This is a genomic window from Salinicola sp. LHM, assembly GCF_034479735.1.
Lineage (GTDB): Bacteria > Pseudomonadota > Gammaproteobacteria > Pseudomonadales > Halomonadaceae > Salinicola > Salinicola salarius.
The window spans coordinates 1,126,571-1,151,612 of the sequence record NZ_CP140261.1 but is presented as its reverse complement, the minus strand read 5'-3'; the positions used below and the strand labels follow the sequence as shown (position 1 = coordinate 1,151,612).

The 25,042-nt window shown below is 62.9% G+C and carries 25 protein-coding genes and 1 riboswitch; of the genes, 13 read left to right on the top strand and 12 right to left on the bottom strand.

Features of this window, described 5'->3' with window-relative positions; translation table 11 throughout:
- Positions 1-48: 48 nt before the first annotated feature.
- Complete coding sequence (locus R5R73_RS05490) at positions 49-1,485, bottom strand: alkaline phosphatase family protein (RefSeq protein ID WP_322529062.1); 1,437 nt, start codon at positions 1,483-1,485, stop codon at positions 49-51.
- A 324-nt stretch (positions 1,486-1,809) separates the two neighbouring features.
- Between R5R73_RS05490 and R5R73_RS05485 the strand changes: the two genes are divergently transcribed.
- The 4 genes from R5R73_RS05485 to R5R73_RS05470 all read left to right on the top strand — a co-directional run bounded on the left by R5R73_RS05485 (position 1,810) and on the right by R5R73_RS05470 (position 5,088).
- Complete coding sequence (locus R5R73_RS05485) at positions 1,810-2,676, top strand: EboA domain-containing protein (protein WP_322529061.1); 867 nt, start codon at positions 1,810-1,812, stop codon at positions 2,674-2,676.
- A gap of 1 nt (position 2,677) precedes the next feature.
- The gene (locus R5R73_RS05480) at positions 2,678-3,613 is read left to right on the top strand and encodes a TatD family hydrolase (protein ID WP_071230585.1); all 936 of its coding nucleotides are present in this window, start codon (positions 2,678-2,680) and stop codon (positions 3,611-3,613) included.
- Between the two features lie 105 nt (positions 3,614-3,718).
- Positions 3,719-4,096, top strand: a complete 378-nt coding sequence (locus R5R73_RS05475; RefSeq protein ID WP_071230584.1) for a DUF4870 family protein — start codon at positions 3,719-3,721, stop codon at positions 4,094-4,096.
- Between the two features lie 68 nt (positions 4,097-4,164).
- Complete coding sequence (locus R5R73_RS05470) at positions 4,165-5,088, top strand: lipid A biosynthesis acyltransferase (protein ID WP_322529060.1); 924 nt, start codon at positions 4,165-4,167, stop codon at positions 5,086-5,088.
- 53 nt (positions 5,089-5,141) lie between these two features.
- On the opposite strand, the gene R5R73_RS05465 is transcribed toward R5R73_RS05470, so the two are convergent.
- Both R5R73_RS05465 and R5R73_RS05460 read right to left on the bottom strand, forming a co-directional pair.
- Positions 5,142-6,014 (bottom strand): pirin family protein, encoded by an 873-nt coding sequence (locus R5R73_RS05465; RefSeq protein ID WP_322529059.1) that lies wholly within the window; start codon positions 6,012-6,014, stop codon positions 5,142-5,144.
- Between the two features lie 94 nt (positions 6,015-6,108).
- Positions 6,109-6,837, bottom strand: a complete 729-nt coding sequence (locus R5R73_RS05460) for an SDR family NAD(P)-dependent oxidoreductase (RefSeq protein WP_110631613.1) — start codon at positions 6,835-6,837, stop codon at positions 6,109-6,111.
- A gap of 135 nt (positions 6,838-6,972) precedes the next feature.
- On the opposite strand from R5R73_RS05460, the gene R5R73_RS05455 reads away from it, so the two are divergent.
- Positions 6,973-7,893 (top strand): LysR family transcriptional regulator, encoded by a 921-nt coding sequence (locus R5R73_RS05455; RefSeq protein ID WP_110631616.1) that lies wholly within the window; start codon positions 6,973-6,975, stop codon positions 7,891-7,893.
- A 14-nt stretch (positions 7,894-7,907) separates the two neighbouring features.
- On the opposite strand, the gene R5R73_RS05450 is transcribed toward R5R73_RS05455, so the two are convergent.
- A complete protein-coding gene (locus R5R73_RS05450) occupies positions 7,908-8,786 on the bottom strand; it encodes a LysR family transcriptional regulator (protein ID WP_276232313.1) in 879 nt (292 codons plus the stop codon).
- 140 nt (positions 8,787-8,926) lie between these two features.
- Here R5R73_RS05450 and R5R73_RS05445 point away from each other — a divergent pair, with 140 nt between their 5' ends.
- Positions 8,927-9,352, top strand: a complete 426-nt coding sequence (locus R5R73_RS05445; RefSeq protein ID WP_071230580.1) for a VOC family protein — start codon at positions 8,927-8,929, stop codon at positions 9,350-9,352.
- 138 nt (positions 9,353-9,490) lie between these two features.
- On the opposite strand, the gene R5R73_RS05440 is transcribed toward R5R73_RS05445, so the two are convergent.
- Positions 9,491-10,762: an MFS transporter gene (locus R5R73_RS05440; RefSeq protein ID WP_322529058.1), complete on the bottom strand. Its 1,272-nt coding sequence runs from the start codon at positions 10,760-10,762 to the stop codon at positions 9,491-9,493.
- Between the two features lie 145 nt (positions 10,763-10,907).
- On the opposite strand from R5R73_RS05440, the gene R5R73_RS05435 reads away from it, so the two are divergent.
- From R5R73_RS05435 to R5R73_RS05425, 3 genes are all read left to right on the top strand, one after another.
- Complete coding sequence (locus R5R73_RS05435; protein ID WP_322529057.1) at positions 10,908-11,798, top strand: LysR family transcriptional regulator; 891 nt, start codon at positions 10,908-10,910, stop codon at positions 11,796-11,798.
- A gap of 103 nt (positions 11,799-11,901) precedes the next feature.
- Positions 11,902-12,032: riboswitch (TPP riboswitch) on the top strand.
- 113 nt (positions 12,033-12,145) lie between these two features.
- Entirely contained in the window at positions 12,146-14,026 is a 1,881-nt protein-coding gene (gene thiC / locus R5R73_RS05430) for a phosphomethylpyrimidine synthase ThiC (RefSeq protein WP_322529056.1), read from the top strand.
- Positions 14,027-14,228: 202 nt separating this feature from the next.
- Positions 14,229-15,494, top strand: a complete 1,266-nt coding sequence (locus R5R73_RS05425) for a dicarboxylate/amino acid:cation symporter (protein ID WP_071230571.1) — start codon at positions 14,229-14,231, stop codon at positions 15,492-15,494.
- Between the two features lie 137 nt (positions 15,495-15,631).
- Here the strand turns inward: R5R73_RS05425 and R5R73_RS05420 are convergent, their stop codons facing one another.
- The 3 genes from R5R73_RS05420 to R5R73_RS05410 all read right to left on the bottom strand — a co-directional run bounded on the left by R5R73_RS05420 (position 15,632) and on the right by R5R73_RS05410 (position 16,845).
- Positions 15,632-15,820 carry a CsbD family protein gene (locus R5R73_RS05420; protein ID WP_071230570.1) on the bottom strand — a complete coding sequence of 63 codons (189 nt, stop codon included), beginning with the start codon at positions 15,818-15,820 and terminating at the stop codon, positions 15,632-15,634.
- A gap of 271 nt (positions 15,821-16,091) precedes the next feature.
- Positions 16,092-16,370: a peptidylprolyl isomerase gene (locus tag R5R73_RS05415; protein ID WP_276232317.1), complete on the bottom strand. Its 279-nt coding sequence runs from the start codon at positions 16,368-16,370 to the stop codon at positions 16,092-16,094.
- A 163-nt stretch (positions 16,371-16,533) separates the two neighbouring features.
- Entirely contained in the window at positions 16,534-16,845 is a 312-nt protein-coding gene (locus R5R73_RS05410; RefSeq protein WP_083387209.1) for a glutaredoxin family protein, read from the bottom strand.
- 171 nt (positions 16,846-17,016) lie between these two features.
- On the opposite strand from R5R73_RS05410, the gene R5R73_RS05405 reads away from it, so the two are divergent.
- Positions 17,017-18,252 carry a pyridoxal phosphate-dependent aminotransferase gene (locus R5R73_RS05405; protein ID WP_322529055.1) on the top strand — a complete coding sequence of 412 codons (1,236 nt, stop codon included), beginning with the start codon at positions 17,017-17,019 and terminating at the stop codon, positions 18,250-18,252.
- A gap of 73 nt (positions 18,253-18,325) precedes the next feature.
- Here the strand turns inward: R5R73_RS05405 and R5R73_RS05400 are convergent, their stop codons facing one another.
- The 3 genes from R5R73_RS05400 to R5R73_RS05390 all read right to left on the bottom strand — a co-directional run bounded on the left by R5R73_RS05400 (position 18,326) and on the right by R5R73_RS05390 (position 21,112).
- Positions 18,326-19,318, bottom strand: a complete 993-nt coding sequence (locus tag R5R73_RS05400) for an adenosine deaminase (RefSeq protein WP_322529054.1) — start codon at positions 19,316-19,318, stop codon at positions 18,326-18,328.
- 100 nt (positions 19,319-19,418) lie between these two features.
- On the bottom strand, positions 19,419-20,051 hold the full coding sequence (locus R5R73_RS05395) for a LysE family translocator (RefSeq protein WP_322529053.1): 633 nt from the start codon (positions 20,049-20,051) through the stop codon (positions 19,419-19,421).
- A gap of 170 nt (positions 20,052-20,221) precedes the next feature.
- Positions 20,222-21,112, bottom strand: a complete 891-nt coding sequence (locus tag R5R73_RS05390) for a LysR substrate-binding domain-containing protein (RefSeq protein ID WP_322529052.1) — start codon at positions 21,110-21,112, stop codon at positions 20,222-20,224.
- A 136-nt stretch (positions 21,113-21,248) separates the two neighbouring features.
- Between R5R73_RS05390 and putP the strand changes: the two genes are divergently transcribed.
- Genes putP through R5R73_RS05375 form a run of 3 tightly spaced genes read left to right on the top strand, consistent with a single transcriptional unit; the run spans position 21,249 to position 24,274 of the window.
- The gene (gene putP / locus R5R73_RS05385; protein WP_322529051.1) at positions 21,249-22,778 is read left to right on the top strand and encodes a sodium/proline symporter PutP; all 1,530 of its coding nucleotides are present in this window, start codon (positions 21,249-21,251) and stop codon (positions 22,776-22,778) included.
- Entirely contained in the window at positions 22,771-23,640 is an 870-nt protein-coding gene (locus R5R73_RS05380) for an urea carboxylase-associated family protein (protein ID WP_322529050.1), read from the top strand. The genes putP and R5R73_RS05380 overlap by 8 nt, the downstream gene beginning before the upstream one ends.
- Before the next feature lie 28 nt (positions 23,641-23,668).
- Positions 23,669-24,274 carry a SagB/ThcOx family dehydrogenase gene (locus R5R73_RS05375; RefSeq protein WP_322529564.1) on the top strand — a complete coding sequence of 202 codons (606 nt, stop codon included), beginning with the start codon at positions 23,669-23,671 and terminating at the stop codon, positions 24,272-24,274.
- A gap of 4 nt (positions 24,275-24,278) precedes the next feature.
- On the opposite strand, the gene R5R73_RS05370 is transcribed toward R5R73_RS05375, so the two are convergent.
- On the bottom strand, positions 24,279-24,998 hold the full coding sequence (locus R5R73_RS05370) for a haloacid dehalogenase type II (RefSeq protein ID WP_322529049.1): 720 nt from the start codon (positions 24,996-24,998) through the stop codon (positions 24,279-24,281).
- Positions 24,999-25,042: the final 44 nt, after the last annotated feature.

The following is a 25,042-nucleotide window of genomic DNA, read 5'->3' as shown; positions in this document are numbered from 1 at the left end:
CTGTCATGCGTCATTCCACGTCAGGATTCGGCGTGGCGTACACTCGTCTCAGGCGCTGGTGACATCGGTAGCGGTCTGGCGTGACGCCATGTCGATCTCGTCGCCCTCGAACACATGCGCCAGTACCAGCGCCTTGAAGTCCGTCGCGTCGACCGCGCCGTCGGGCAGTAGGCCCGCTTCCGACGAGATCACCAGCGGCCCCATGGCGGGATCGTCGGTCAACCGGCCGTGGGCGCCCTTGACCAGCGCCGTGTCCTTGAGCGAGATGACATCCAGCAACTGGCGCATGCCCAGCTTGCGCTTGACCAGGCGCCACCCGGCCGACAGCTTGGGCGATTTCAGCGCCGGGTCGAAGAACAGCTCCACCGGGTCATATCCCGGCTTGCGATGAATGTCGACGGTGCGCGCATAATCCGGCGCGCGGGCATCGTCCAGCCAGTAGTAGTAGCTGAACCAGCGATCCGGCTCGGCAATCGCCACCAGTTCTCCCGAGTTGGGGTGATCGAGGCCGTGCTCGCGCTTCTCGCGATCGCCCCAGACCGCTTCCACCCCCTTCAGCCCTTCGAGCACTGCCCGGACCTTCGGAATCTCTTCCGGATCGCGGACGTAGACGTGCGCCACCTGATGATCGGCCACCGCGAAGGCCCGCGACGCGCCGGCATCGAGCTGTTCGCACGCCTTCTCCCGGCGCACCGCGACCAGACCCGCCCTGCGCAGGGCGCGATTGATGTGGATGGCGTCGCGTACCGGCGTGATCCCGTACTCGGATACGACGATGACCCGCCGCCCTTCACGCTCGGCCGCATCGATCAGCTCGCCGCACAGGGCATCGACGTCGCGGAGATCGCGCTGCAGTTCGGGGTGTGACAGATCCGGCCCCAGCCGCTGGAGGTTGTAGTCCAGATGCGGCAGGTAGGTCAGCGTCAGCGTCGGATCGCGGGTTTCCATGACATGGCGCGTGGCATCGCTGATCCAGCGACTCGAGGAGATGTCCGCCATCGGCCCCCAGAAGGTGAACAGCGGAAACGTGCCCAAGCGCTCGTCGAGTTCGTCGTGCAGCGCCGGCGGATAGGTGTAATGGTCGGGCAGCTTGCGACCGTCGGCGGGATACATCGGCCGGGGTGTCGCGCTCCAGTCCGCCGTCGAATACATGTTGTACCACCAGAACATCTTGGCGCAGGTAAAGTCGGGATTCTTCCGCTTGCCGGCTTCCCAGATCTTCTCCCCCGCCACCAGCCGATTGGACTGGCGCCAGAACCACACTTCGGACAGATCGCGAAAATACCAGCCGTTGGCCACGGCGCCATGCCCGCTTGGCGGCAGGCCGGTCATCAGCGTCGCCTGAACGCTGCAGGTCACCGCAGGTGTCACGGTATTGAGCGGCCTCGATCCGCCACGCTCGGCGAGACGTTTAAGGGCCGGCGTATGCTTGCCGACCAGTTGGGGGGTCAGCCCCACCACCAGAATGACGAGAGTCTTATTCATGATTTCTGCCTGCCGATTCAGCCATGGATACCAACCGTCACGAGACGATCGAAACGATATGTAAAGGCTGCATATCAGCTGGGAAGGCGCCAGACAATCGACACGAGTTCCGACACGCCATTTTGAGGCGTTATCAGGAAAAAAGCGGTGGTATTTCCGACTCTAAGGATCATAAATACCGATTTTAAAGGACCAGAAAACCCACGCCAAAAAAGGAAATCATCTTCGAATGACGGGCCTTCAATTGGCCAGATAATTGAGCTTGGGGATTGTTTTATCCAGCCGATAGAGTAACGCCAACGACAATCGTATCGGGACGCTTACATGACCGTTACATGCTTCGAACTTCTCCGCGACTGGATCTGCCGCCAGGCGCCCGATCAGGCCGATTGGCTGGATGACCGCTATGCCGCGTTCAGCCGGGGCGCCAACGAGCAGGATCTCCATCTCTTCCTCGGCCTGGCGCCGCGACGACTGGGCAGACAGGACCTGATGCTGTCGCCAGCGGATCTGGCGCTGGCGAACCAGGCCTATCCTGGCTGGAACCCTGCGGGCTGGAGCCTCGACGGCGCGGCCCGCGTCGCCGCCCTGCTCGCGTTCGAGGGTCCGCGCCCGTTCGCCGCCATGTTCCAGGATCTGGTCAGAACCGCCGATGCCCGCGAACTGGTCACGCTGTATCGGGGTCTGGCGCTCTATCCCCAGCCGGAATCACTCGAATTCGAAGTGGGCGAAGGGCTGCGCTCCAACATGCGGGCGGTGTTCGAGTCCATCGTTCATTACAACCCTTATCCGCGCGATCACTTCGACGAACATCGATGGAACCACATGGTGCTCAAGGCGCTGTTCATCGGCAGCGGGCTGGGCGCCATCGTCGGCCTCGACGAACGCTCCAATGCCGAACTGGCGAGAATCCTGCTCGACTACGCCCAGGAGCGCTGGGCGGCCGGGCGTCCGGTCAGCCCGGAGCTGTGGCGCTGCGTCGGCCCGTTCGCGGAGCGAGTTTCGGCCTACGCGGCCCTGCAGCGCGCGCTGGCGGGCACCCCGACGGAACGCGGCGCCGCCACCCTGGCGTTGATCGCCGCCGATACCCCCGCCGCCCGAGATCTGCTGTCGACGGCACCGGACACCGCCGCGCTGGCGGCAGACGGCCGCCTCGACTGGAACCACCTTACCCTCCAAGAGGCCGCCTGAGATGTTCATCGATCCCCACGCCCACATGGTGTCCCGTACCACAGACGACTACGAGGCCATGGCCGCGGCCGGCATCGTGGCGCTGGTCGAACCGGCCTTCTGGGTCGGCCAGCCGCGCACCTTCGTCGGCACGTATGTGGACTATCTCTCGTCGCTGGTCGGCTGGGAGCGCTTCCGCGCCGGGCAGTTCGGCATTCGCCATTACTGCACCATCGGCCTCAACTCCAAGGAGGCCAATAACGAAGCGCTGGCGGAAGGTGTCATGGAGTGGCTGCCGCGCTTTGCCATGAAGGAAGGCGTCGTCGCCATCGGCGAAATCGGCTACGACGAGCAGACACCGCTGGAAGACAAGTATTTCCGTGCCCAGTTGACGCTGGCCAGAGAGCTCGGGCTGCCGGTGATGGTGCACACGCCGCATCGCGACAAGAAGCGCGGCACCTCGCGCTCGATGGACGTGTGCGAAGAGATGGGGCTGGATCCTTCCTGGGTGGTGATCGACCACAACAACGAGGAGACGGTTCGCGAAACGCTGGACCGGGGCTACTGGGCCGGCTTTTCGATCTACCCGTCGACCAAGATGGGCAACGCGCGCATGGTCGAACTGCTCAGGCAGTACGGCGGCGACCGCATCATCGTCGACAGCGCCTGCGACTGGGGGATTTCCGACTGCCTGGGCGTGCCCAAGACCGCACGGCTGGCGCTCGAATCCGGCATCGCCGAATCCGTGGTGCGCCAGGTCACCTACGAAAACGCGCTCACCGTCTACGGCAAGAGCGGCCAGATGCAGGCCTCCGACTGGCTGAATCCACCGCCCATCGACCAGCGCACCCTGTTCGAGGGCAATTCGATCCTGCGTGGCGGCCGCGATCCCCTGGTCGAAACGCCGGCCCGGCATCGATGCGACAGCCTGCACGGCGACGATCTGCTGATCGAGTAGCGCCCGCGACCTCGAGCCACCTCCGCCAGTTCCAACCGGACTGGCACCCGACGCCTCTCGACGGCAAAATGCGGGCAACTACCGCATGCCGTCGAGAGGAATCTCATGTCTTCGCCGACCGATAACGTTGTCGCCGAGTCGAACCCCGAAGCGAGGCGACCGGACACCACGCTGGCCATGATCGTCTACGCCCTGCTTCTCGGCGTCTTCGTGACCGGCATTACGCCGGTGATCGGCGTGATCATCGCCTACGTCTATCGCGGCAACGGCCCGCGCTGGCTGGACGAGCACTATCGCTACCATATCCGCACTTTCTGGATCGGGCTGCTCTACGCCTGCATCAGTTGGGTACTGGCCTTCGTGCTGGTCGGTTTCGTGCTGATGGCGCTGCAGGCCGTGTGGCTGATCGTGCGCTGCGTCATCGGATTCAAGGCATTGCAGGAACGTCGCGCGCCGGACAAGGTCGATAGCTGGCTGTGGTAAAGCCCGGGTGTGAAGGCTGGGTGGTGAAGCCCGGATGACAAAGACGCCAACCAAAAAAAGAGAAACGCATGATCGAAGGTCTGCAAGCCCGCGCCATTCATGGACTGTGGCGCCTGCTGTCCCACTGGCGGCTGAAGACGATATGGTCACTGGCGGGGGTCGCCAGCCGGCTGCTCTACGCCATCTCCCGCCGTGAGCGCCACGTCAGCCGGCGCAATCTCGAAGTCGCCTACCCGCAGGACAGCAGCACCCAGCGGCGTGAACGGGTGCGTGAAAGCCTGCGCCACTCCGCGGCCACCATGCTGGAGCTCGGCTTTGCCTGGATCGCCAGGCCGGAACGCGTCGAGGCCGCCATTGTCGAGGTTCACGGCCGCGAGCTGCTGGACGACGCGCGGGCCGAGAATCGCGGCGTGATCGTGCTGGCGCCGCATTTCGGCAACTGGGAAGTGCTCAACTTCTGGCTATCCAGCCACTTCCCGTTCACCGCCATGTACGAGCCGCCCAAGATTGCCGATCTCGACCCCGTCATCCGTCACGGTCGCGAACGCATGGGGGCGGAGCTGGTGCCGACCAATCCACGAGGCGTCGCCGCCCTGCTCAAGGCGCTCAAGCGGGCCGAAGCCGTCGGCATCCTGCCCGATCAGGAGCCCAGCTGGGGCAGCGGGGTCTTCGCCGACTTCTTCGGCCGCCCGGCCTACACCGCCACGCTGCTGCCCAAGCTGGTCGCCCGTACCCAGGCTCGTGTCGTCACCGGCGTCGCCAAGCGCCTGCCCGACGGTCGCGGCTTCGCGATTCATTTCCTAGCCGCCGACGAACGGGTCTACGACACCGAAGAAGCCACCTCGGCCGCCGGCGTCAATGCCTGTGTCGAATCCGCCATTGCCCTCGACCCGGTCCAGTACCAGTGGGAATACAAACGCTGGAAGAAGACCGAGCAGGAGCAGCAGAAAGTCCCTGGGTATCGCCAGCAGCGCCTGTACAGCAAGCGCTGATCGTCGTCGAAGGACCGGCGTCGCTGGAAAGCCCTTCGTCGACGAAAACCGCGTTACTGCGCCAATCCGCCGAAGCGCCCGGCCTGGTAATCGTCGATCGCCTCGACGATCTCCTCGCGGGTATTCATCACGAACGGGCCGTGGGAGACCACCGGCTCGTCGATCACCTCGGCATGGCCGAACAGCAGCCGGGCATCGCCGGAAGCGTCGATCTCGACGCCATCCTCTTCACGGTCCAGCTCGACCAGATGCCGTGGTTCGACCGGCTCGTCGCCCACGGTGACCTCGCCGTCGACGACATAAAGGAACACCTGCCGCCCGGCCACGACCGGCAGCTGCTCGCTCGCGCCGGCCGGGAGCGCCAGGGTCGACATGAACACGTTCGTCTGGCTCTCGATCGGCCCGACCGACTTCCCGCTCTCGAACTGGCCGGCGATCAACTTGAGCTCGCCGCCGCCGGGTAGCGGCACTGTCGGGATCGAATCGGCCTGCAGCCCGACATAGCGCGGCTCGCTCATCTTGAGGCTGGCCGGCAGATTGATCCACAGCTGCAGGATCTCCAGCGGCCCGCCGTCGCGCAGAAACTCGGGCGGCGAGACCTCGGCATGGACGATGCCGCTGCCCGCCGTCATCCATTGCACGCCACCGGCATGAATGACGCTCTGATGCTCGGCGCTGTCGGCATGCGCCAGCGAGCCCTCGAGAATGAAGGTGACGGTTTCGAAGCCCCGATGCGGATGCGGCCCGAACGGCAGCCCGCGATTGTTGGCGGGGTAGACCTGCGGCCCGTGATGGTTGAGGAACAGGAACGGATCGAGCTGGTCGAGCCCCGGACCCGGCAGTGGCCGGCGGGTGGTGAGATCGCCGATATCGTCGCGGATGGCCGGGTGCTGGGCGATGACGCCGCGTGGCGTGAAGGCAGACATAAGAGGCTCCTGAATAGAATCAGCAAGAAGTCTAGGTCACACCTACCGCAAAAAAAGCGAATGATTTACGTCCAATCATTGCATGGAGTCGTTTTCACCACGGCACGGTCTCGCCGAAGCGGTCGAGATACTCGATGCCCGGCCGGCTTCTCTTCTCCAGCAGGACATCGACGATCGGCGGCACCGCCTCTTCCATCGTATAGGGCGCGTCATCTCCACCCAGGTCGGTACGAATCCAGCCCGGCGCCATCACCAGTACTGCCCGCCCGGTAGCGGCGTGACGCGCCGCGAAGCTGCGCATGAACATGTTGAGCGCTGCCTTGCTGCCCCGGTAGAGCTCACGCATGCCGTTCTCGTTGTTGGCGATGCTGCCCTGCCCGGAAGACATTACTCCGATTAGTCCTACCGCCGGCACCAGGCCCTCCAAACGCTCGATCACGCGCATCGGACTGAGCGCGTTGGTGATCATGACCTGGGTGAATTCCTCGGTGGAGATGGTGCCGGTGGCCTGATCGGGATCCCGGTTGGTGGTCCCGGCGTTGACGAAAAGCAGATCGATCGCGCGTCCCTTCAAGCGCTCTTGCAACGCTTCGATCTGATCCGGTGCCGTGATGTCGAGGGTTTCGATCTCGACCCGGCCAGGGTTGCCGTCCGCCAGGGTGTGCAACGGCGTCTGCTCGGCGCCAGCGCGAACCGTACCGATGACGTCCCACTCGGTCTCCGGCGTCGTGCCTCGCGTCAGCAGCTCCGCGGCGATGGCGTGACCCAGCCCCCGCGAGGCGCCCACGATCAGGGAGGTCAGGCGATTGGCAGATGTCGTCATGGGAAGTGACCTCATGGATGTCGGGTTCATCTCCAAGGATGGAGGTCGGCGTGACAATGCACCAGACGCACAGAATGCACATAATCATTGCACCAAACGCTAGTCCAGAAGCAGGGTCTCGGTTACCGTGAGTCGATGAACGATATCGATTTGAACCTCCTCATCGCGCTGGATGTGCTGCTGGAAGAGGGCAGCGTGACGGCGGCCGCGAAGCGCTTGAATCTGAGCGCGTCGGCGATGAGCCGCACGCTCAAGCGTCTGCGCGAGGCGACGGGAGATCCGCTGCTGGTGCGGGCGGGGCGCGGGCTGGTACCTACCCCCCACGCCTCCTCACTGCGCGATCGCGTTCATGAACTGGCGCGGGAGTCGCGGTCGGTCCTGCGTCCACGCCCACACGACCTCGATCTCTCGACGCTGGAGCGGACGTTCACCCTGCGCACCAACGCGTCGTTCGTCGAGCGCTTTTCGGTGCCGCTGGTGAATGCCATTGCGGAAGCCGCGCCGAGGGTGTGCCTGCGCTTCGTGCCCAAGCCGACCAAAGCGATAGAGCCCCTGCGTGACGGGCAGCTCGACCTCGAGATCGGGGTCATCGAGACCACCGCGCCGGAGCTGCTGACACGGGGGCTATTTCAAGACCGCTTCGTCGGCGTGGCAGGCGAGGGACACCCGTTGCTCAATGGCACCATCACGCCGGAACGCATTGCCGCGTGCCGGCACGTGATGGCGTCTCCCAGCGGCGAATTCACTGGACCGATGGAAAACGCGTTGAGCGCACTCAGCCTCGACCGGGAATTCGGCGTCATCGTGCCGGGCTTCTCGGATGCCCTGCGGATCGCTCGCCACACCGATCGGATCACGCTGGTACCGCACTCCTGCCTGATGCCGGTGCGACGGCATGAAGATCACAAGCCCCTGGTGGCGTTCGAGCTCCCCACACCGATCGATCCGTTCACGATCTCGGCGCTGTGGCATCCGCGGCTGGGTGCCGACCCGGCTCATCGCTGGTTCCGGGAACTCGTGATCTCGACCTGCCGCGCGGCCTATCTGGAACGTTGATTTCCCGGCATCGATCATCCGACCTCCCCGGTGCCGGTTGCCGCCAACGCCTCCTCGATCAGCGCCACCAGCGGCGACTGGGCCGGCGAAAGCCGGGACACCATGATCAGCTCGCGATGAAAGCGCTGCTCGCCCAGCGATATCACGCGTACCGGCAACGGCTGCTGGCGCCGCCACAGCCCGGTCAGCGGAATCAGCGCGACGCCCAGGCCGCACTCCACCATGCGGGCGATGGCGTCGATCTCGTCGAGCTCCAGCCGGATCGCGGGGCGCAACCGCTGCCTTTCGAGAAAGCGCACCACCTGACGACCGCCGAAAGAGCCCCGGTCGTAGAGCACCAGCGGGTGGCTTTCGAGCAGCGATTCCACCGTGCCGCCTTCGACATCGGGCGGTGCGATCAGCACGAACGGTTCGCGAGCGATGACGCGGGAATAGAGATCGCCGGGGAGCGCGAACGGCGGGCGGACGATCAGCGCCATGTCCAGGTCGCCCTTGTCGACCTGATCGAGCAGCGCCAGCGAGACACCGGGGACCACGCGGGTCATCACGCCCGGCGCCTCGCGGGTCAGCGCCTGCAGTACCTCGGGCAAGGCCCCGCTCTGCAGGCTGGCGATCGCGCCGAGATGCCACTCGCCGGTCAGGCCGTCCGCCCCGGAGTGCCGGATCCGCTCGGCCAGCGCCAGCATCTCGTTGGCCTGCGGCAGCAGCCGGCGTCCGGCCGCGTTGAGTCTGACGGCACGCCCGGTGCGCTCGAACAGCGGCTCGCCGATATCGGCTTCGAGATTGCGGATCTGGGCACTCACTGCGGACTGGGTCAGCCCGACGGCGCTGCCGGCGGCGGAGAAGGTGCCGTGACGGACGACGGCGAGAAAGGTACGAAGTTCTCTCAGCATGGCGAATCGCGGCGGGAAGAATCCAGATTATTTGATGGCAGACAGCAATATTATGCGCTTTTCATCAAATTTATTCGCCGTCAGAATGCAGTCACTGTCATCACCGATCCATTCCATCCAAGACAATCAGGAGCTCTTCCATGGCGCTGTCCCCTTTCCACCTCGCCATTCCGGTCCACGACCTGCCCGCGGCCCGCAAGTTCTACGGCGAGACCTTCGGCCTCAGCGAAGGCCGCTCCAGCGAGCAGTGGGTGGATTTCGACTTCTACGGCCACCAGCTGGTGATCCACGAGCATCCCATGACGCCGTCGCAGGAGTCGGCTCATACCAACCCCGTCGACGGCCATGACGTGCCGGTACCGCACTTCGGCATCGTGCTGAGCTGGCCGGAATGGGAAGCGCTGGCAGAGCGCCTGAAAGGCTTCGGCACCGACTTCGTGATCGAGCCCTACATTCGCTTCAAGGGCCAGCCGGGCGAGCAGGCAACCATGTTCCTGCTGGACCCATGCGGCAACGCGCTGGAGTTCAAGGCGTTCAAGGACATGAGCCAGCTGTTCGCCAAGTAATTCCTCTGGCAACGCCCCGACGATGACGAGGCCGCCGACTCCGAACTGACTTTCGGAATCGGCGGCCTCGTCGTTTTCGCGTCGTTTGCATTCCCGGAGCGCTGCCTCTCGAGCGCTGCCTCTCGAGTGACGCCGGCGTCAGGCCGTCTCCAGTCGTCTCAGAGAGAGCCCACCGATCGCCAGCGCCGCCAGCAGCAGCACCGCGATGAACAGCGCAACGCCGTTCCAGCCGCCCCAGTACCAGAACGCCCCGCCCAGAGTGCCGGCGACGCTGGAGCCGAGATAGTAGCTGAACAGATAGAGCGAAGACGCCTGCCCCTTGGCCTGCCTGGCGCGTTGGCCGACCCAGCCGCTGGCCAGCGAGTGGGCCGCGAAGAAGCCGAAGGTGAACACCAGCATGCCGATCAGGATCAGGCTGATGGGCTCGAACAGCGTGATCGCAAGCCCAACCAGCATCATCGCGATGAACAGCCAGAAGATCCGCGGACGCCCGAGCTTGTCGGCCAGGGAACCGGCCCAGGCCGAGCTGTAGGTACCGGAAAGATAGGCAACCGACAGAACACCGACCAGCGCCTGGCTGACATGATAGGGTTCCGCCAGCAGCCGAAAGGCGATGTAGTTGTAAAGCGTGACGAAGCCGCCCATGAGCAGGAAAGCCTCGAGGAACAGAAGCGGCAGCCCGCGATCCTTGAACTGCACAGTGAAGCCGGAAACCACGTTGCGCCAGTTGAGCGCCCGCGGCGTGAAATGCCTCGACGGCGGCAGCCAGCGCATGAACAGCAGCGCCGCGACCAGGGCAACCACACCGATCGTCGCGATCACGATGCGCCATGGCATCCAGTCCACCATGACGCCGCTGATCAGGCGCCCGCTCATGCCGCCGATGGAACTGCCGCTGATGTAGAGCCCCATCGACAAGCCGATATAACGGGGGTGGATCTCCTCGTTGAGATAGGTCATCGCCACCGCGCACAACCCGGAGAGCGACAGCCCCGCCAGCCCCCGCATGACCAATACTCCCGTCCAGCTCGGCATCGCCGCGGCAATCAGGGTACAGACCGCCGCCGCCAATAGCGCCACCGACATCACCGACTTGCGCCCCACCGCGTCCGAGATCGGCCCGGTGATCAGCAGGCCGATCGCCAGCATGCCGGTGGCGACCGACAGCGACAGGCTGCTGGTGGCGGCGTCGATGCCGAAGGCGTCCGACAGGATCGGTAGCAGCGGTTGGACGCAGTAGAGCAGCACGAAGGTCGAGAAGGCACCGAGGAACAGTGCCAGCATGGTCGGCCGATAGCCGCGCTGACCGCGTTCGATGAAACCGCTTTCGGCGGCTTCCGCCTCGCGCGCCAGCCGATGATTGGCGGCCTGGGTGGAATTGTGGATGTCGGATGAGGTATGGCGGGACAACCCGATTCTCCCGAAGACGATGGCTGGCGCCGGAGTGCCATGGTCGGCCCGTTGCGCCGAGTTGATTTAGATCTTGGTAGGTTACGCCGCCACCATTAAGCTTTCTAATATATTATTCGATGCTTTTGAGAGGTTTCGCGACTCAATGGAACTGCGCTATCTGCGCTACTTCGTCGCCGTGGCCGAAGAGCTGCATTTCAGCCGCGCGGCCGCGCGGCTGGGAATCTCGCAGCCGCCGCTGAGCCAGCAGATCCAGGCGCTGGAGCGCGAGCTGGGCACACGCCTGCTGACACGGACCAACCGCCGCGTCGAGCTGACCGAAGCCGGCCTGGTCTTCCTCGACGAGGCGCGCGACATCCTGGCACGAACCGAACGCGCCACACGGCTGGTTTCCCGGCTCGGGCGTGGCGAGGCCGGCCAGCTGCGCATCGGCTTCACCACCTCGGTGCCCTTGAGCCCAACACTGCCGCGCACGCTGATGCGTTACCGCCAGCGCTATCCCGATGTCGAGCTGCGCATGCACGAGCTCAACAGCCAGCGCCAGGTCGCCCCGCTGCTCGAGGGCGACCTGGATATCGGCATCATGCGCCCCGCCACCCTGCCGGATGGCCTCGACGCCTTCACCCTGATTCGCGAACCGCTGATGGCCGTGGTCAACGAGCAGGGGCCGCTCGGTGGCAGCGCGCTACCGCTGACGCTCGAAGCCTTGGCGGCTCACCCCTTCGTCTATTTCTCGCCTGCCGCCGGCACCGGCCTGCTCGATCAGTTCAATGCCCTGTTCGCCAAGCGCGGCCTGACGCCCCGACTGGTGCAGGAGGTCGGCGGGCCGAACACCATTATCAGCCTCGTCGCGGGCGGCATGGGCGTGTCGGTTCTTCCTGCCTCGTTCCAGCACATCCGGATCGACAATGTCCGCTATCGCCCGCTGAGCGATGCCGACGCCGTGTCCGAAGTCTGGCTGACTCACGCCCGCCACCACCTGACGCCCCAGGCCCGATCGTTCATCGATCTGGTCCAGCGCCCCGTCGACCCATGACGCCTTCCCTCCTCGCAGGCCCGGCCATGACCGCCGCCCTCACATAACCGGCTTGACCTCGCTCGCCCCTCGTCACAGACTGCCCGTGGCGATGCACGATATCGCCAGCTTGACGGGGTGCCGGTGGAACCGGCTGAGATCGCCCTGCGCCGGGATTCATTCGAGGGCGCCAAGGCGGATCCCGACGAACCTGATCCGGCTAGTACCGGCGTAGGGATCAAGCGGAAACCGTGGCGTGGGAGAAGACTCGCCCGTGCCGGTTTCCCCCTCCTGCGCTGTGCGCCGGCCTGACCCCGATAGCCTTGGCAAGTACGCCTGGCAAGTCATGCCACGGAGCACAACCGAACATGAAATCCCCACAGTTTCTCTCCGAAACCGCTCGCGTCGATAGCGCCGCCATTGCGCCGCTACCGGCCTCGACCAAGATTCATGTCGAAGGTTCGCGTCCGGATATCCGCGTGCCGATGCGCGAAATCTCGCTCTCGCCCACGCAGACCCGAAGCGGACTCGAACCCAACGCGCCGCTCACCGTCTACGACACCTCCGGCCCCTACACCGACCCGGCTGCCGACATCGATATCCGCCGTGGCCTGCCGGAACTGCGCCGCCAATGGATCGACGAGCGCGGCGACACCGAATGGCTCGACGGCCCCAGCTCGACCTACGGCCGCGTTCGTGCCGAGGATCTGCGTCTGTCGACGCTGCGCTTCGAGCTGAAGCGCACGCCGAGGCGGGCCAGGGAAGGACGCAACGTCACCCAGCTTCACTACGCCCGCCGAGGCATCATCACGCCAGAGATGGAGTTCATCGCCATCCGCGAGAACCAGCGCCGGCGGCTGGCCCGCACCCTCGATACCGATCCCATGCTGGATCATCAGCACCGGGGCGAGTCCTTCGGTGCCGAGCTGCCCGACGAGATCACGCCGGAGTTCGTGCGTGACGAAGTCGCCCGCGGCCGCGCGATCATTCCCGCCAACATCAACCACCCGGAATCCGAGCCGATGATCATCGGCCGCAACTTCCTGGTGAAGATTAACGGCAACCTGGGCAACTCGGCGGTGACCTCCTCGATCGAGGAAGAGGTCGACAAGATGACCTGGGGCATCCGCTGGGGCGCGGACACGATCATGGATCTCTCCACCGGCCAGAACATCCACGAGACGCGGGAGTGGATCATTCGCAACTCGCCGGTGCCGATCGGCACGGTGCCGATCTACCAGGCGCTGGAGAAGGTCGACGGCGTGGCCGAGAACCTGACCTGGGAGATCTTCCGCGACACCCTGATCGAACAGGCCGAACAGGGCGTGGACTACTTCACCATCCATGCCGGCGTGCGTCTGCATCACGTGCCGATGACGGCCCGGCGCGTCACCGGCATCGTCTCCCGCGGCGGCTCGATCATGGCCAAGTGGTGCCTGTACCACCACCGGGAGAGCTTCCTCTACACCCACTTCGAGGAGATCTGCGAGATCATGAAGGCCTACGACGTCTCGTTCTCGCTGGGCGACGGCCTGCGCCCGGGTTCGATTGCGGACGCCAACGACGAGGCCCAGTTCGCCGAACTGGAAACCCTGGGCGAGCTGACCCGGATCGCCTGGAAACACGATGTCCAGGTGATGATCGAAGGCCCCGGCCACGTGCCGATGCAACTGATCAAGGAGAACATGGACAAGCAGCTCGAGTGCTGCGACGAAGCACCCTTCTACACGCTCGGCCCGCTGACCACCGATATCGCCCCGGGCTACGATCACATCACCTCCGGCATCGGCGCGGCGCAGATCGGCTGGTACGGCTGCGCGATGCTCTGCTACGTCACGCCCAAGGAGCACCTGGGCCTGCCCAACAAGGATGACGTCAAGACCGGCATCATCACCTACAAGATCGCCGCCCACGCCGCCGACCTCGCCAAGGGGCATCCCGGCGCGCAACGTCGCGACAACGCGCTGTCGAAAGCCCGCTTCGAATTTCGCTGGGAGGATCAGTTCAATCTCGGTCTCGACCCGGACACCGCCCGCGCCTATCACGACGAGACGCTGCCCAAGGACTCGGCCAAGGTGGCGCACTTCTGCTCGATGTGCGGGCCGAAGTTCTGCTCGATGAAGATCACCCAGGAAGTGCGCGAACGCTTCGGCGACGATGCCGAAGCGCGCCATGAACGCGACGCCGGCATGGCGGAACAGGCAGAACGCTTCAAGCGCGAAGGGAGCGAACTCTACCGGGAGGTGTAACGCGAGGGAACGCCGGCGGCGAAAGCCGCCGTCGCATTGTCGCAAGATGCGGATGGTATTGTCGCAAGCATGCCGATGGGAAAGCGCATCGATCCGGTGCTTCTAATACCATCGGATGAATCATCTAGAGATTGCCCACCGACTCGGTAGAATGCGCGGTCTTTCACTTATTGGCCATTAACAACGCAGCCGGAGCCGTCTCATGTCAGAAAGATCTTCACCGCAATCCTCCGCCCGGCCAAATCTGTGGCGACGCATTCCCCTGTGGCAAAAAATCATCGCGGGCCTGGCATTAGGGATCCTGGCAGGCGCACTAATGGGCGAGCAGGCCAGCATGTTCAAGCCGCTCGGCGATATCTTCATCAACGGCATCAAGATGCTGATCGTGCCGCTGGTGTTCTCGACCCTGGTCGTCGGTATTACCGGCATGCGCGATCCGCAGAAGATGGGGCGGGTCGGCGCGCGAACGATCGGGCTCTATCTGGTGACGACCGCTTTTGCCATCGTCATCGGTCTGGTCGCGGCGACGATCTTCCAGCCCGGCGTCGGTGCGGATGCGTCGATGAGCGCGGCGCAGCAGGCGGGCGAAGCGCCGTCGCTGGTGGATATCGTGGTCGGCCTGGTGCCTTCGAACCCGCTGCAGGCGATGATCGAAGGCAATATCCTGCAGATCATCGTCTTCGCCATCGGCCTGGGCATCTCGCTGATGCTGATCGGCGAAAAGGGCGAACCCGTCGTGCGCGTGTTCGAAAGCTTCGCCGAAGCGATGTACAAGCTGACCGCTATCGTCATGGCGTTCGCGCCGTTCGGCGTATTCGGCTTGATGGCCAACGTCTCGGGGCAGTATGGGCTGGACGTGCTGCTGCCGTTGGCGAAGGTCATCGGCGTGGTCTATCTCGCCTGTATCGTGCACGTGCTGGTCGTCTACACCGGGCTCTTGAGCCTGATCGGTCGCCTCAACCCGATGCGCTACCTGCAGGGCATCCTCGACGCGCTGGTGGTCTCGTTCTCGTCGGCCTCCTCTTCCGGCACGCTACCCGTTTCGATTCGCTGCGCGCAAAAGAATCTCGGCGTATCGGAAGGCGTGTCGAGCTTCGTGCTGCCGGTGGGCGCCACCATCAACATGGACGGTACCGCCATCTATCAGGGCGTGGCGGCGCTGTTCGTCGCCCAGTTGGTCGGTGCCGACCTTTCGATGATGGACTACGGGATGATCGTGCTGACCGGCACGCTGGCCTCGATCGGCACGGCGGGCGTGCCCGGCGCCGGGCTGATCATGCTGTCGATCGTGCTGGCGCAGATCGGCCTGCCGCTGGAGGCGATCGGCGTCGTTGCCGGCGTGGACAGGATCCTCGATATGGCGCGCACCAGCGTCAACGTCGCCGGCGACCTGATGGTGACGACACTGGTCGCCAAGAGCGAGAAGGAACTGGATCTGGACGTCTACAATCGGCCCGGTAAAGCCTGACGGATCATATCCTCGCGCCTCTCGCCCAAACGATAGCGGCCCCGCATAGTGTAATGAACCGTGCGGGGCCGCTGCGTGAAGAGTCTCGAGTGGGATACGGGTGTCGAAGACTCGATGTTTCCGGGATTCAGTGATAACTAGTGGCGTGGTTTGGTGGCGTCCTTCAAGTTGCCTTTAGCGGACTTGGCATCCCCCTTGGCCTGCTGAGTCTTGCCTTTACCTTCGAGTTCGCGATCCTTGGTCATCTTGCCGGCGGCCTCCTTGACCTTGCCGGCTGCCTTGTCGACCTTGCCTTCCGTCTTGTCCGACTTTGAATGCGTCGTCATCGCTGCTACCTCGCTTTGCGTGGATATCCTTATCCGCTCGCCGTCATTCGGTTACCGAACGCTTCGGCAACGGCGGGCGTGTCTTCAGAATAGTTCGCCTCGGAAAAGCCGAAACGGAAGATTGGTAACGAATTGTTCGTGAAAAACGGAGGGACAGCTGCCTGCCGGGATGATCGTCAGGGAGTCGAGGGGAACGGATAAAAGAGAGAACGGCGGATCGACGAGAGCCGCCCGGAGGTGGGCGGCCCGAGGGGAGATCAAGTGCGGAAGATCAAGTGCGCGAGGTCACTTCCAGCAGGTGATAGCCGAACTGGGTCTTCACCGGCCCGTGAACTTCGTTCAATGCGCCATTGAACACGACTTCGTCGAATTCCTTGACCATCTGGCCGCGGCCGAACGTGCCCAGCTCGCCGCCCTGACGCCCGGAGGGGCAGGTGGAGTGCTGACGGGCCACTTCGGCGAAGTCGCTGCCGGCTTCGATCTGCTGCTTGAGTTCGAGACACTTCTGTTCGCTGTCGACGAGAATGTGGCGGGCGCTGGCCTGTGCCATGAGATCACTCCTGAATCTTGCTCGTTGGGAAAGCGGGCATTCTACGAAACCCCGCCGCTCGCCGTCACCGACAATCGACACCGTCAGCCGTTTTCAGCCAGCAAGACGATTCGAACGGCAGCGCTGGCGGGCATGGCTTGAGCATGGCCGGCATCCGCCAGAATCAGCCGAATCGCCGCTCCAGGTAGCGGTTGATATCGGCGGACTCGTACATCCACTCCACGGCGCCGTCCTCTGTCTCGATACGCAGGCACGGCACCATGGTGCGGCCACCGCCCGCCATCAGATCCTGGCGATGCTGGGGATCGCGCTGGATGTCTCGCAGCTCGATGGGCAACGCCAGCCGCTCGATTTGGCTGCGCACGCGCTGGCAGAACGGGCAGCTCATGAAGTGGTAGAGCGCGAGACGCTGGCAGGCGCGGTCGACTTCGGCCTGATGCTCCGCGGAGCGAACGATGGGAGTCGCTGAAAACATGCGTTTGAGTCTCCTGATAATCGGGGTCATGTGGACTCGCTACAGAGGAAAGCGCGCCACGATTCCCGCAGCGCCGGTCATGGTCTTCAGTGTGTCAGAGGAACGATTGGCCCGCCAACGAGCGAGCGTTATATGATCAGGAAACCTTCTTCCCCAACCAGCGAGCTCATCATGTCCGACGTCATCCCTTCCAGCCTGCGCCGCTACTGCTCTTCTCGCGTTCAGGAAATGCCCGACAACCAGATCGTCGCGGTGGCGGATCTCGCCCGTCACGACGCCTCGGTCGTGCGGCTCTGGATTGGCGAAGGCGATCTGCCGACGCCTGACTACATCAAGCAGGCGGCGATGGATGCACTGGAAGGAGACGATACCCGCTACAGCTACTCCCAGGGCTTGCCCGAGCTTCGCCAGGCGCTCTCCGACTACCACCGCCGGCACTGGCAGGTCGACGTCGCCGCCGACCGGTTCTGCGTCTCCATCGGCGGCATGAACGCCGTCACCATGGCGATGCAGGCAATCCTCGACGAAGGCAGCGAGGTGATCATGCCGACGCCGGCCTGGCCCAACGCCAGGCAGATGATCGAAATCGTCGGCGGGGTCAACGTACCGGTCGCCTTCGATTTCCACCCGGACGGCAGCATCGAGCTCGACCTGGAAAAGCTGTTCGCGGCGGTGACCGATCGCACCCGCGCCATCTTCATCAACTCGCCCTCCAACCCGACCGGCTGGCGCATGCCGCTCGAGGATATGACGCGGCTGCGGGACTTCTGCCGGGACAAGGGGCTGTGGATCGTGGCCGACGAGGTCTACAACCATTTTGTTTACGATAAAGGGGTCGACGACAGCAAGGGGCCGGCCGCCTCCTTCCTGCAGATCTGCGAACCACAAGACCGGCTGCTGGTGACCAACACCTTCTCCAAGAACTGGTGCATGACCGGTTGGCGCGCGGGCTGGGTCACATTCCCGCAGGGCATGGATCAGCTGTTCGCCCGTCTTTGCCAATACAACACCACCGGCGTGGCGCCGTTCGTTCAGCGGGCCTGCATCGCGGCGCTCGAGCAGGGCGACGACTTCATCGCTCATCAGGTCAAACGCTGCCAGGCCTCGCGGGACATTCTGGTCGAGGGGCTGACCGCGCTGGACAACGTGACCGTGTTCTCGCCGCAAGGCACCTTCTACCTCTTCTTCAAGGTGCATGGTCTGGACGGCTCGAGCCTGGACACGGCCAAACGTATCCTGCGGGAGGCCAAGGTCGGCGTGGCGCCGGGCAGCGCCTTCGGCCCCGAGGGTGAGGATTATCTGCGAATCTGCTTCGCCATCGACCCGGAGCTCGCCAGGGAAGCGCTCGATCGGCTGGCGCCCTTCCTTTCGGCGCTGGCTGACGCACCGCAAGGCGCTACCGTCTAGTCGGTACGCTGAACGACACTGCCCGGCCTGATCGACCGGGCAGTCATGAGGCGGGCTGTGGATTGGCAGCCGATCAACAGTCCACCAGGCGCTTTTGCAACTCGCTGCGGCGAGATTCCGGCATGAACGCGACGTCGATCGCATTGCCCGCCAGCTGCTTGAACATCGCCTGATCCCAGTCGAACGCCTCGAGACAGGCGAGGTAATTGTCCAGCACGCCGCCACCGAAGTAGGCCGGGTCGTCGGAGTTGAGCGTCACTTTGAGACCCTGCTCGATGATCTGCGGCAACGGATGGTCGGTCATCTGCTCCACCACTTTCAGCCGTACGTTGGAAAGCGGACAGACCGTCAGCGGAATCTGCGACGCCCGCAGCCGTTCGACGAGGGCGGCATCCTGCAGGCAGGCGACGCCATGATCGACCCGGCAGATATCGAGCACGTCCAGCGCCTCGCTGATGTAGGCCGCCGGCCCCTCCTCGCCCGCGTGCGCGACGCGCGGAATGCCCAGCGCCCTGGCGCGTTCGAACACCGCCGCGAACTTGGCCGGCGGGTTGCCCATCTCCGCGCTGTCGAGACCCACGGCGTCGATCAGCTCGTAGTAGGGTGCCGCCTTCTCCAGCACGTCCATTGCTTCGCTCGCGTCACGATCCCGCAGGAAGCTCATGATCAACGCCGTGGTCATGCCCCAGCGGCGCTCCGCGTCTCGCATGGCGCGGCGCAGCCCCTCGAACGGTGTCGCCAGCTCGACGCCACGGCTCAGGTGCGCTTGCGGATCGAACGACAGCTCGACATGCACCACGCCCTCTGCCTGCGCGCGTTCGAAGTACGCCATCGCCAGGTCATGGAAATCCTGCTCGGTGCGCAGCACCCGCATTCCCTGGTAGTAGAGATCCAGAAACGACTGCAGATCGCTGAAATCGTAGGCGGCACGCACCTCGTCCACCGTCGCGTAGGGCAGCGACACGTTGTTGCGCGCCGCCAGCGCAAACATCAGCTCCGGCTCCAGCGAACCCTCGATATGTAGATGCAGTTCGACCTTGGGTAATTCACGCAGCCAAGTCTTCACGAGCGCTCCTCGCCAGTTGTATGGATGCGTTTCAGGATGCCGAAAAGCACGCGTGGTGGAAAGCGTCCGGCGAGCGTAGTCGTCTGTCGGCGTTCCCGACTCACACCCGCGTCGTCAACACCTTGATCCCCAACGCCACCATCGCCAGGCCCAGCACCCGGTCGATCCAGTGGCTGAAGCGCTTGAACGCGCGGTGGATCGGGGGCGTGGAGAGCAGCAGCGCCACCGCCGAGAACCACCCCAGCTGGATCAGCATGATCCAGGCGCCGTAGATGGCGATCTGGTAGAGCGGCATCGACGGCGACAACACGATGGTGAACAGCGAGACGAAGTAGATCGGCGCCTTGGGATTGAGCGCGTTGCAGAGAAATCCCATGCCGACGGTGCGCAGCGCCGAGCGAGGCGGTGCCACCTTCGGCGTCACCGCCGCCGTGTCGGTCGATGCCGGGCGCGAGCGCAATCCCGAAATCCCCAGATAGAGCAGATACGCGCCGCCGATCAGCTTGATCGCCCACAACGCCTCGGCGGAGTTGGCGATCACCGCCGCCAGCCCGAACGCGGAGTAGACGATGTGAATCGACAGCCCCAGCGCGATACCCAGGCTGCACAGGAGGCCGATGCGCTTGCCGTGATTCAGCGTCTGCTGGGTGACCAGCACGAAGTCCGGTCCCGGCGAGGCGGCCGCCAGCAGATGCACGAAAGTGATGACGATCAGGCCGTGTAGCATTTCCATGACGATTCCTGAGATGCTGGGGAGGAAGACGATTGAGCGATGTCCGAACATGATCGAATATTTTCGCCATCAAGCCTACTGCAACTTGTGGTCGAACCATCGGATGCAACCAACCACCGGGAGAAACATTGTAAACACAGCAGCCACGTCGCCCTCACTTGGCTCTTAACTTACTTCTCGGCATTCGCTTCTTCCTGCAACCATTCGCAGAATGCAACAACCGAACCCTCCGGCGAGGGGTGGTGAAACAAGTCATAGGTACGGTTCTCATTGGCAGGTGTATTGAAAAGCTTCACCAGGGTGCCCTCGGTTAGCTCCGTCTCGATCAGCCGTGTGGGACACAGAGCGATACCTTGTCCCGCAATGGCGGCGGCTCCCATCAGATTGAAGTCTTGGTATAGCGTTCCCTCGCTCAAAGTACTCGGATGTAGTCCATGTTTCTTGAACCATTCTCGCCAAGGTCTATAGGACTCATCGTGCAGCAGCTCCAACTGCAAAAGGTGGGCTGGTGTGCTGTAGCGGTGAGGGCTGAGACCATCAAGATAGAGAGGACTAGCAACAGGCCAGGTAGCACCAGAAAATAATGGCAGGCATGGGGCTTCGCGGAGAGATCTATCGTCCTGCCAAGTAATCATTACGTCGATTTCCGGAGGCGGCAGCTCTCCCCGCATGGTGCCTGCATATTGGAAATTGAGGCTGATATGTGGATAGCGCTTACGGAAACGGTTCAGTCGGGGTATTAGCCAGCGTATTGCCACTGAAGGCAGGCAACTGATGCGTAACTGCTCCGGTCCCTCCACTTGCTTTACCGCTGAGACAGCGGCATCGATACGTGAAAACCCTTCCAGCAATTCTCCCGCCAATTTGCGGCCTGTAGCGGTCAGGCGCACGCCGCGCCCATGGCGCTGCAATAGGGACACTTCTAGTGAAATCTCGAGTCGTCGCAGTTGATGACTGACAGCAGACTGGGTGATATGCAGGGCCTCGGCTGCTGCCCGTAGACTACCGGTACGTGCAACGACCTCGAATGCCTTAAGGGCGGATAGGGTAGGTTCGGCCATATGTGAATATATATCATGCCTTCTGAGAAAATTTATCAATTTTATTGATTATTTATCATGCATAGACTGGCTCTGCCAAGCATAGCGTCGTGGCTCCGGCCATGCCCAAGAACAACATGCATGTCAAGGGTGTTCCATGAGTACATCGGTAGTGATTTCCTTCGCCATATACCTGGTATTAATGCTGGGTATCGGAATCTACTTCTATCTTTCGACACGTGATCTTTCCGACTACATTTTGGGTGGGCGCAACCTGCCCGCCGGAGTAGCGGCTTTGAGCGCAGGAGCGTCGGACCTGAGCGGTTGGGCCTTGATGGGGCTTCCGGGAGCGATTTTCTCCGGAGGGCTGTCACAGGCCTGGATGGCGGTATGGACGCTGGTCGGCGTATATTTAAACTGGTCATTGATTGCCGCACGCTTGCGAGTCTTCACCGAGGCGGCGGGCAATGCCTTGACGGTGCCTGACTACTTCGAGGCGCGTTTTGTCGACCGCCAGAGAATTCTACGCACGGTATCATCCATCGTGATGCTGGTGTTCTTCACCTTCTATGTCTCTGCCGGCCTAGTCGGCGGTGCAGTGCTGTTCGAAAGTCTGTTCCATGTCGATTACCTGGTCGCCTTGTGGGTTGGAGCCGCTGTCATCGTTTCCTACACCTTCCTTGGTGGCTTTCTAGCCGCGTCCTGGACTGACCTGGTCCAAGGACTAATGATGGCAGCCGCTTTGCTGGTAGTAGCGATCATGACTCTACTGGCGCTCATCAACGGTGGCAGCTTCGCGGAAAGCAGCAGTGCCGCGGATATCGCCCCCCTGAGTGGCCTGATGGAAGGTATGACTGTCGTCGGCATGTTATCGCTCTCCGGCTGGGCCATTGGCTATTGTGGCCAGCCACATGTCGTGGTGCGCTTTATGGCTTTGCGACGCCGCGAGGATGTCAAGATCTCGCGGCGTATCGCCATGATCTGGTCAACCATCACCATGGGTTCAGCGGTGGCAGTTGGTGCGTTGGGTTATTACTGGTTCAACGGTGGGCTGGAGAACAGTGAGCGTGTCTTCATTCTGCTCTCCAACGTCATGCTCAATCCATGGGTAGCGGGATTTGTGCTGGCCGGGGTTCTGGCAGCCATCATGAGTACCGTCGACTCCCAGTTACTCGTCTGCTCCAGCACTCTGGCGGAAGACATTTACCGTGGCTTCCTGAGACCTGCGGCTAGCCAACGTGAACTGATATGGCTAAGCCGCCTGAGTGTGCTTGCCGTCGCGCTACTGGCAACCGCCATGGCGAATGACCCCGATAGCAGCATTCTAGATCTGGTGTCCTACGCTTGGGGAGGCTTCGGGGCTGCATTCGGTCCGGTGATCCTGCTATCCCTGTTCTGGCGCAACATGAGCCGCAATGGCGCTGTTGCAGGCCTGGTGGTCGGTGCGCTGACAGTCGCCATTTGGAAGCCATTAAGCGGCGGACCAGCTGGCATTTTCGATATGTTCGAAGTGGTGCCGGGGTTCCTGTCGTCCCTGCTAGCGGTGGTAGTCGTCAGCCTGTTGAGTGATAACCGCAGGGAGCGTGAGTGTTTCGATGGATTAATGAGCGTATGGCAACGTGACACGGATACGAACGAGTCAAGCGCCCAGCCTGCGACTCAGTTGAAAGGAGAAAATCATGAGTAATGTATCTGCCGCCTACCAGGCCAAACCAGGTTCCATCCTCGATGTGGATAAAAGCTTCTACGATCGCCTGACCCAGGCACATGGCAAACGGGAACTGGTAGCTTCCCACACGGTGCCACTACGTGATGGGCTGGCCTGGACAGTGCCGGCTGGACATGTGTTTCGGGTCATGGTCATTGAAGGTTCCCAGGTAGGCGACTTCAATATGTGGAATCTGCACAACCCGCGCGAGCGCATGTGGGCATCGCGTACCCGCCAGCTACAGAGGGCACATGTCAGCACCTACGACCGATTGTGGTCGACATTGCCTTACCTGCGACCGATGGCGACCATCATCGATGATACCCTGGCCGATTATGGCGCCGATACGGAAAGCGGGCGTGTCCATGACCTCTTGGGCACACGCTGTGATCCTTACGTCAACAACCTATTGACAGGCGAGGACTTCGATTTCCATTGTCATTCTAATCTGGTGAGAGCGGTGGAACCGTGGGGACTGACCGAGTTCGACGTGCACGATGTACTCAATATCTTCCAATGCACTGGACTGAATGATGAAGATCAATACTTCATGAAGGCCAGTCCAGCACGCAAAGGCGACTATCTGGAATTCTTCGCCGAAATCGATCTGCTGTGCGCGATGTCCTGCTGCCCCGGCGGCGATCTTTCCATGGATCTATGGGGGCCTGATGCACGTGATCCACTCGAGACCTGCAACCCTTTGGGCGTTGAGGTGTTTGCCGTGGACGAATCACGTCTTGCCGGTTGGCGTTCACCGCAACCTGCGCAATATCGTGGACGTCATGGTCGACGGCCTCCAGAAGCCAACTGGGCAGAACTCAAGAAACAACGCTTTGGCTAATTATTGCCTTTGACAACCAAGGACCGCCATTAGCCGAGATAGAATTAGCGCACTGGAACAACTGCTGAAACAACGTCGGAGTTGCCGACGATTCGATGATCATCCGCTCTCCGTCGGCAACTTGGAGCGTCTGCTGTTTGCGGCCCAAGGCAGCACCCATTCCGATGGCAAGCGTACCGCTCCGTCGGCGCACGCGTTATATCCCCTGAAAACGTTCGTCATCGCCCGACGAATCGAAGGGCTCGAACCCGGCTTGTATGAAACCGGGGCTATCTACGAAGCGACCTGGCAACGCCTGCATGGCATTCGTTCGGGCACGCTGTTGTCGGCGTCTCTGGCAGACGATACCTGGCTGGAAGACTCCCCCGCCGTGATCGTCGTCGCCGCCGACCGCCAAATCGCCATCGATCATTTCGCCGACCAGCAGCCGGATGGTCTACGTGGCGTACGCTATATCGACTTCGAAGCCGGCGCCGTGATCCAGAATCTCCATCTATCGGCCACCGAGCAGGAACTCGGTAGCGTCGTGGTCATGGGCTACGACGATGACATCATGCAGACCGCTCTCCGACTTCCTACGCCATTCCGATCCATTGCGCTGTTCTGCGTCGGGCACCCCGCTGCGCGCCGATGAACGCTTATCTCGTCAACGCCCGGTGCGCCTCGGCCAACTCCGCCATGCTGTTGAAGCGGAAGTCGACCGTGGGCATGTCGCCGGGGTTCATCGTCGCGCCGAAGCCTTGCTTGTCGTGGCGGCGATAGATCCAGCAGTTGGCGAGGCCGTGACGGTTGGCGGGCTGGTGATCGTGGAACATGCTCTCGGCGGTGTGCAGGATCTGCGACTTGTCGATGCCGCGCTCGCCGAGCTTCTCCAGCATGTAGTCGAAATTGCGCGGCGACGGCTTGTAGGAGCCGATATCCTCGGCGGTGTAGACCGCGTCGAACTCGACGCCGAGCTTGCGCTGGCTGTAGGCGAAGCTTTCGTTGTCGACGTTGGAGAGCACCACCAGCTTGTAGTGCTGCTTGAGGTAGGCCAGCGCCTCGGCGGTATCGGCGAAGGCCGGCCACTGCTTGACGAAGTCGCCGTAGGCCAGGCATTCGTCGTGCGTCACCGTCACGCCCCACTCCTCCGCCAGACGCTTGTAGACCACCGCCAGCAGCAGCCGGTACTGCAGATGCGGGGTGTAGCGCTGCTGGGTGGACTCGTGCCGGGCGTGCGCCTCGAGAATCTGGTCGCGGCTCAGGCCCAGTTCGGTACGCTGCAGCAGCGGCTGCAGCCCGGCCACCATGCCGCTCTCCCAGTCGATCAGGGTGCCGTAGACATCGAAGGTCAGGGTAGTGAAATCCGTCAGTTGCATGGTCGTCTCTCTGATTGAATGTCGGGTACGTTCGTGAAAGCGTA

Bases quoted from the DNA above. Each gene is read 5' to 3' on its own strand.
- R5R73_RS05370 (WP_322529049.1), bottom strand. From the start codon at position 24,998: ATGCAACTGACGGATTTCACTACCCTGACCTTCGATGTCTACGGCACC.
- R5R73_RS05445 (WP_071230580.1), top strand. From the start codon at position 8,927: ATGGCGCTGTCCCCTTTCCACCTCGCCATTCCGGTCCACGACCTGCCC.
- R5R73_RS05470 (WP_322529060.1), top strand. From the start codon at position 4,165: ATGATCGAAGGTCTGCAAGCCCGCGCCATTCATGGACTGTGGCGCCTG.
- R5R73_RS05465 (WP_322529059.1), bottom strand. From the start codon at position 6,014: ATGTCTGCCTTCACGCCACGCGGCGTCATCGCCCAGCACCCGGCCATC.
- thiC (WP_322529056.1), top strand. From the start codon at position 12,146: ATGAAATCCCCACAGTTTCTCTCCGAAACCGCTCGCGTCGATAGCGCC.
- R5R73_RS05390 (WP_322529052.1), bottom strand. From the start codon at position 21,112: ATGGCCGAACCTACCCTATCCGCCCTTAAGGCATTCGAGGTCGTTGCA.
- R5R73_RS05425 (WP_071230571.1), top strand. From the start codon at position 14,229: ATGTCAGAAAGATCTTCACCGCAATCCTCCGCCCGGCCAAATCTGTGG.
- R5R73_RS05485 (WP_322529061.1), top strand. From the start codon at position 1,810: ATGACCGTTACATGCTTCGAACTTCTCCGCGACTGGATCTGCCGCCAG.
- R5R73_RS05420 (WP_071230570.1), bottom strand. From the start codon at position 15,820: ATGACGACGCATTCAAAGTCGGACAAGACGGAAGGCAAGGTCGACAAG.
- R5R73_RS05395 (WP_322529053.1), bottom strand. From the start codon at position 20,051: ATGGAAATGCTACACGGCCTGATCGTCATCACTTTCGTGCATCTGCTG.
- R5R73_RS05380 (WP_322529050.1), top strand. From the start codon at position 22,771: ATGAGTAATGTATCTGCCGCCTACCAGGCCAAACCAGGTTCCATCCTC.
- R5R73_RS05415 (WP_276232317.1), bottom strand. From the start codon at position 16,370: ATGGCACAGGCCAGCGCCCGCCACATTCTCGTCGACAGCGAACAGAAG.
- R5R73_RS05450 (WP_276232313.1), bottom strand. From the start codon at position 8,786: ATGCTGAGAGAACTTCGTACCTTTCTCGCCGTCGTCCGTCACGGCACC.
- R5R73_RS05475 (WP_071230584.1), top strand. From the start codon at position 3,719: ATGTCTTCGCCGACCGATAACGTTGTCGCCGAGTCGAACCCCGAAGCG.
- R5R73_RS05480 (WP_071230585.1), top strand. From the start codon at position 2,678: ATGTTCATCGATCCCCACGCCCACATGGTGTCCCGTACCACAGACGAC.
- R5R73_RS05490 (WP_322529062.1), bottom strand. From the start codon at position 1,485: ATGAATAAGACTCTCGTCATTCTGGTGGTGGGGCTGACCCCCCAACTG.
- R5R73_RS05435 (WP_322529057.1), top strand. From the start codon at position 10,908: ATGGAACTGCGCTATCTGCGCTACTTCGTCGCCGTGGCCGAAGAGCTG.
- R5R73_RS05460 (WP_110631613.1), bottom strand. From the start codon at position 6,837: ATGACGACATCTGCCAATCGCCTGACCTCCCTGATCGTGGGCGCCTCG.
- R5R73_RS05405 (WP_322529055.1), top strand. From the start codon at position 17,017: ATGTCCGACGTCATCCCTTCCAGCCTGCGCCGCTACTGCTCTTCTCGC.
- putP (WP_322529051.1), top strand. From the start codon at position 21,249: ATGAGTACATCGGTAGTGATTTCCTTCGCCATATACCTGGTATTAATG.
- R5R73_RS05455 (WP_110631616.1), top strand. From the start codon at position 6,973: ATGAACGATATCGATTTGAACCTCCTCATCGCGCTGGATGTGCTGCTG.
- R5R73_RS05410 (WP_083387209.1), bottom strand. From the start codon at position 16,845: ATGTTTTCAGCGACTCCCATCGTTCGCTCCGCGGAGCATCAGGCCGAA.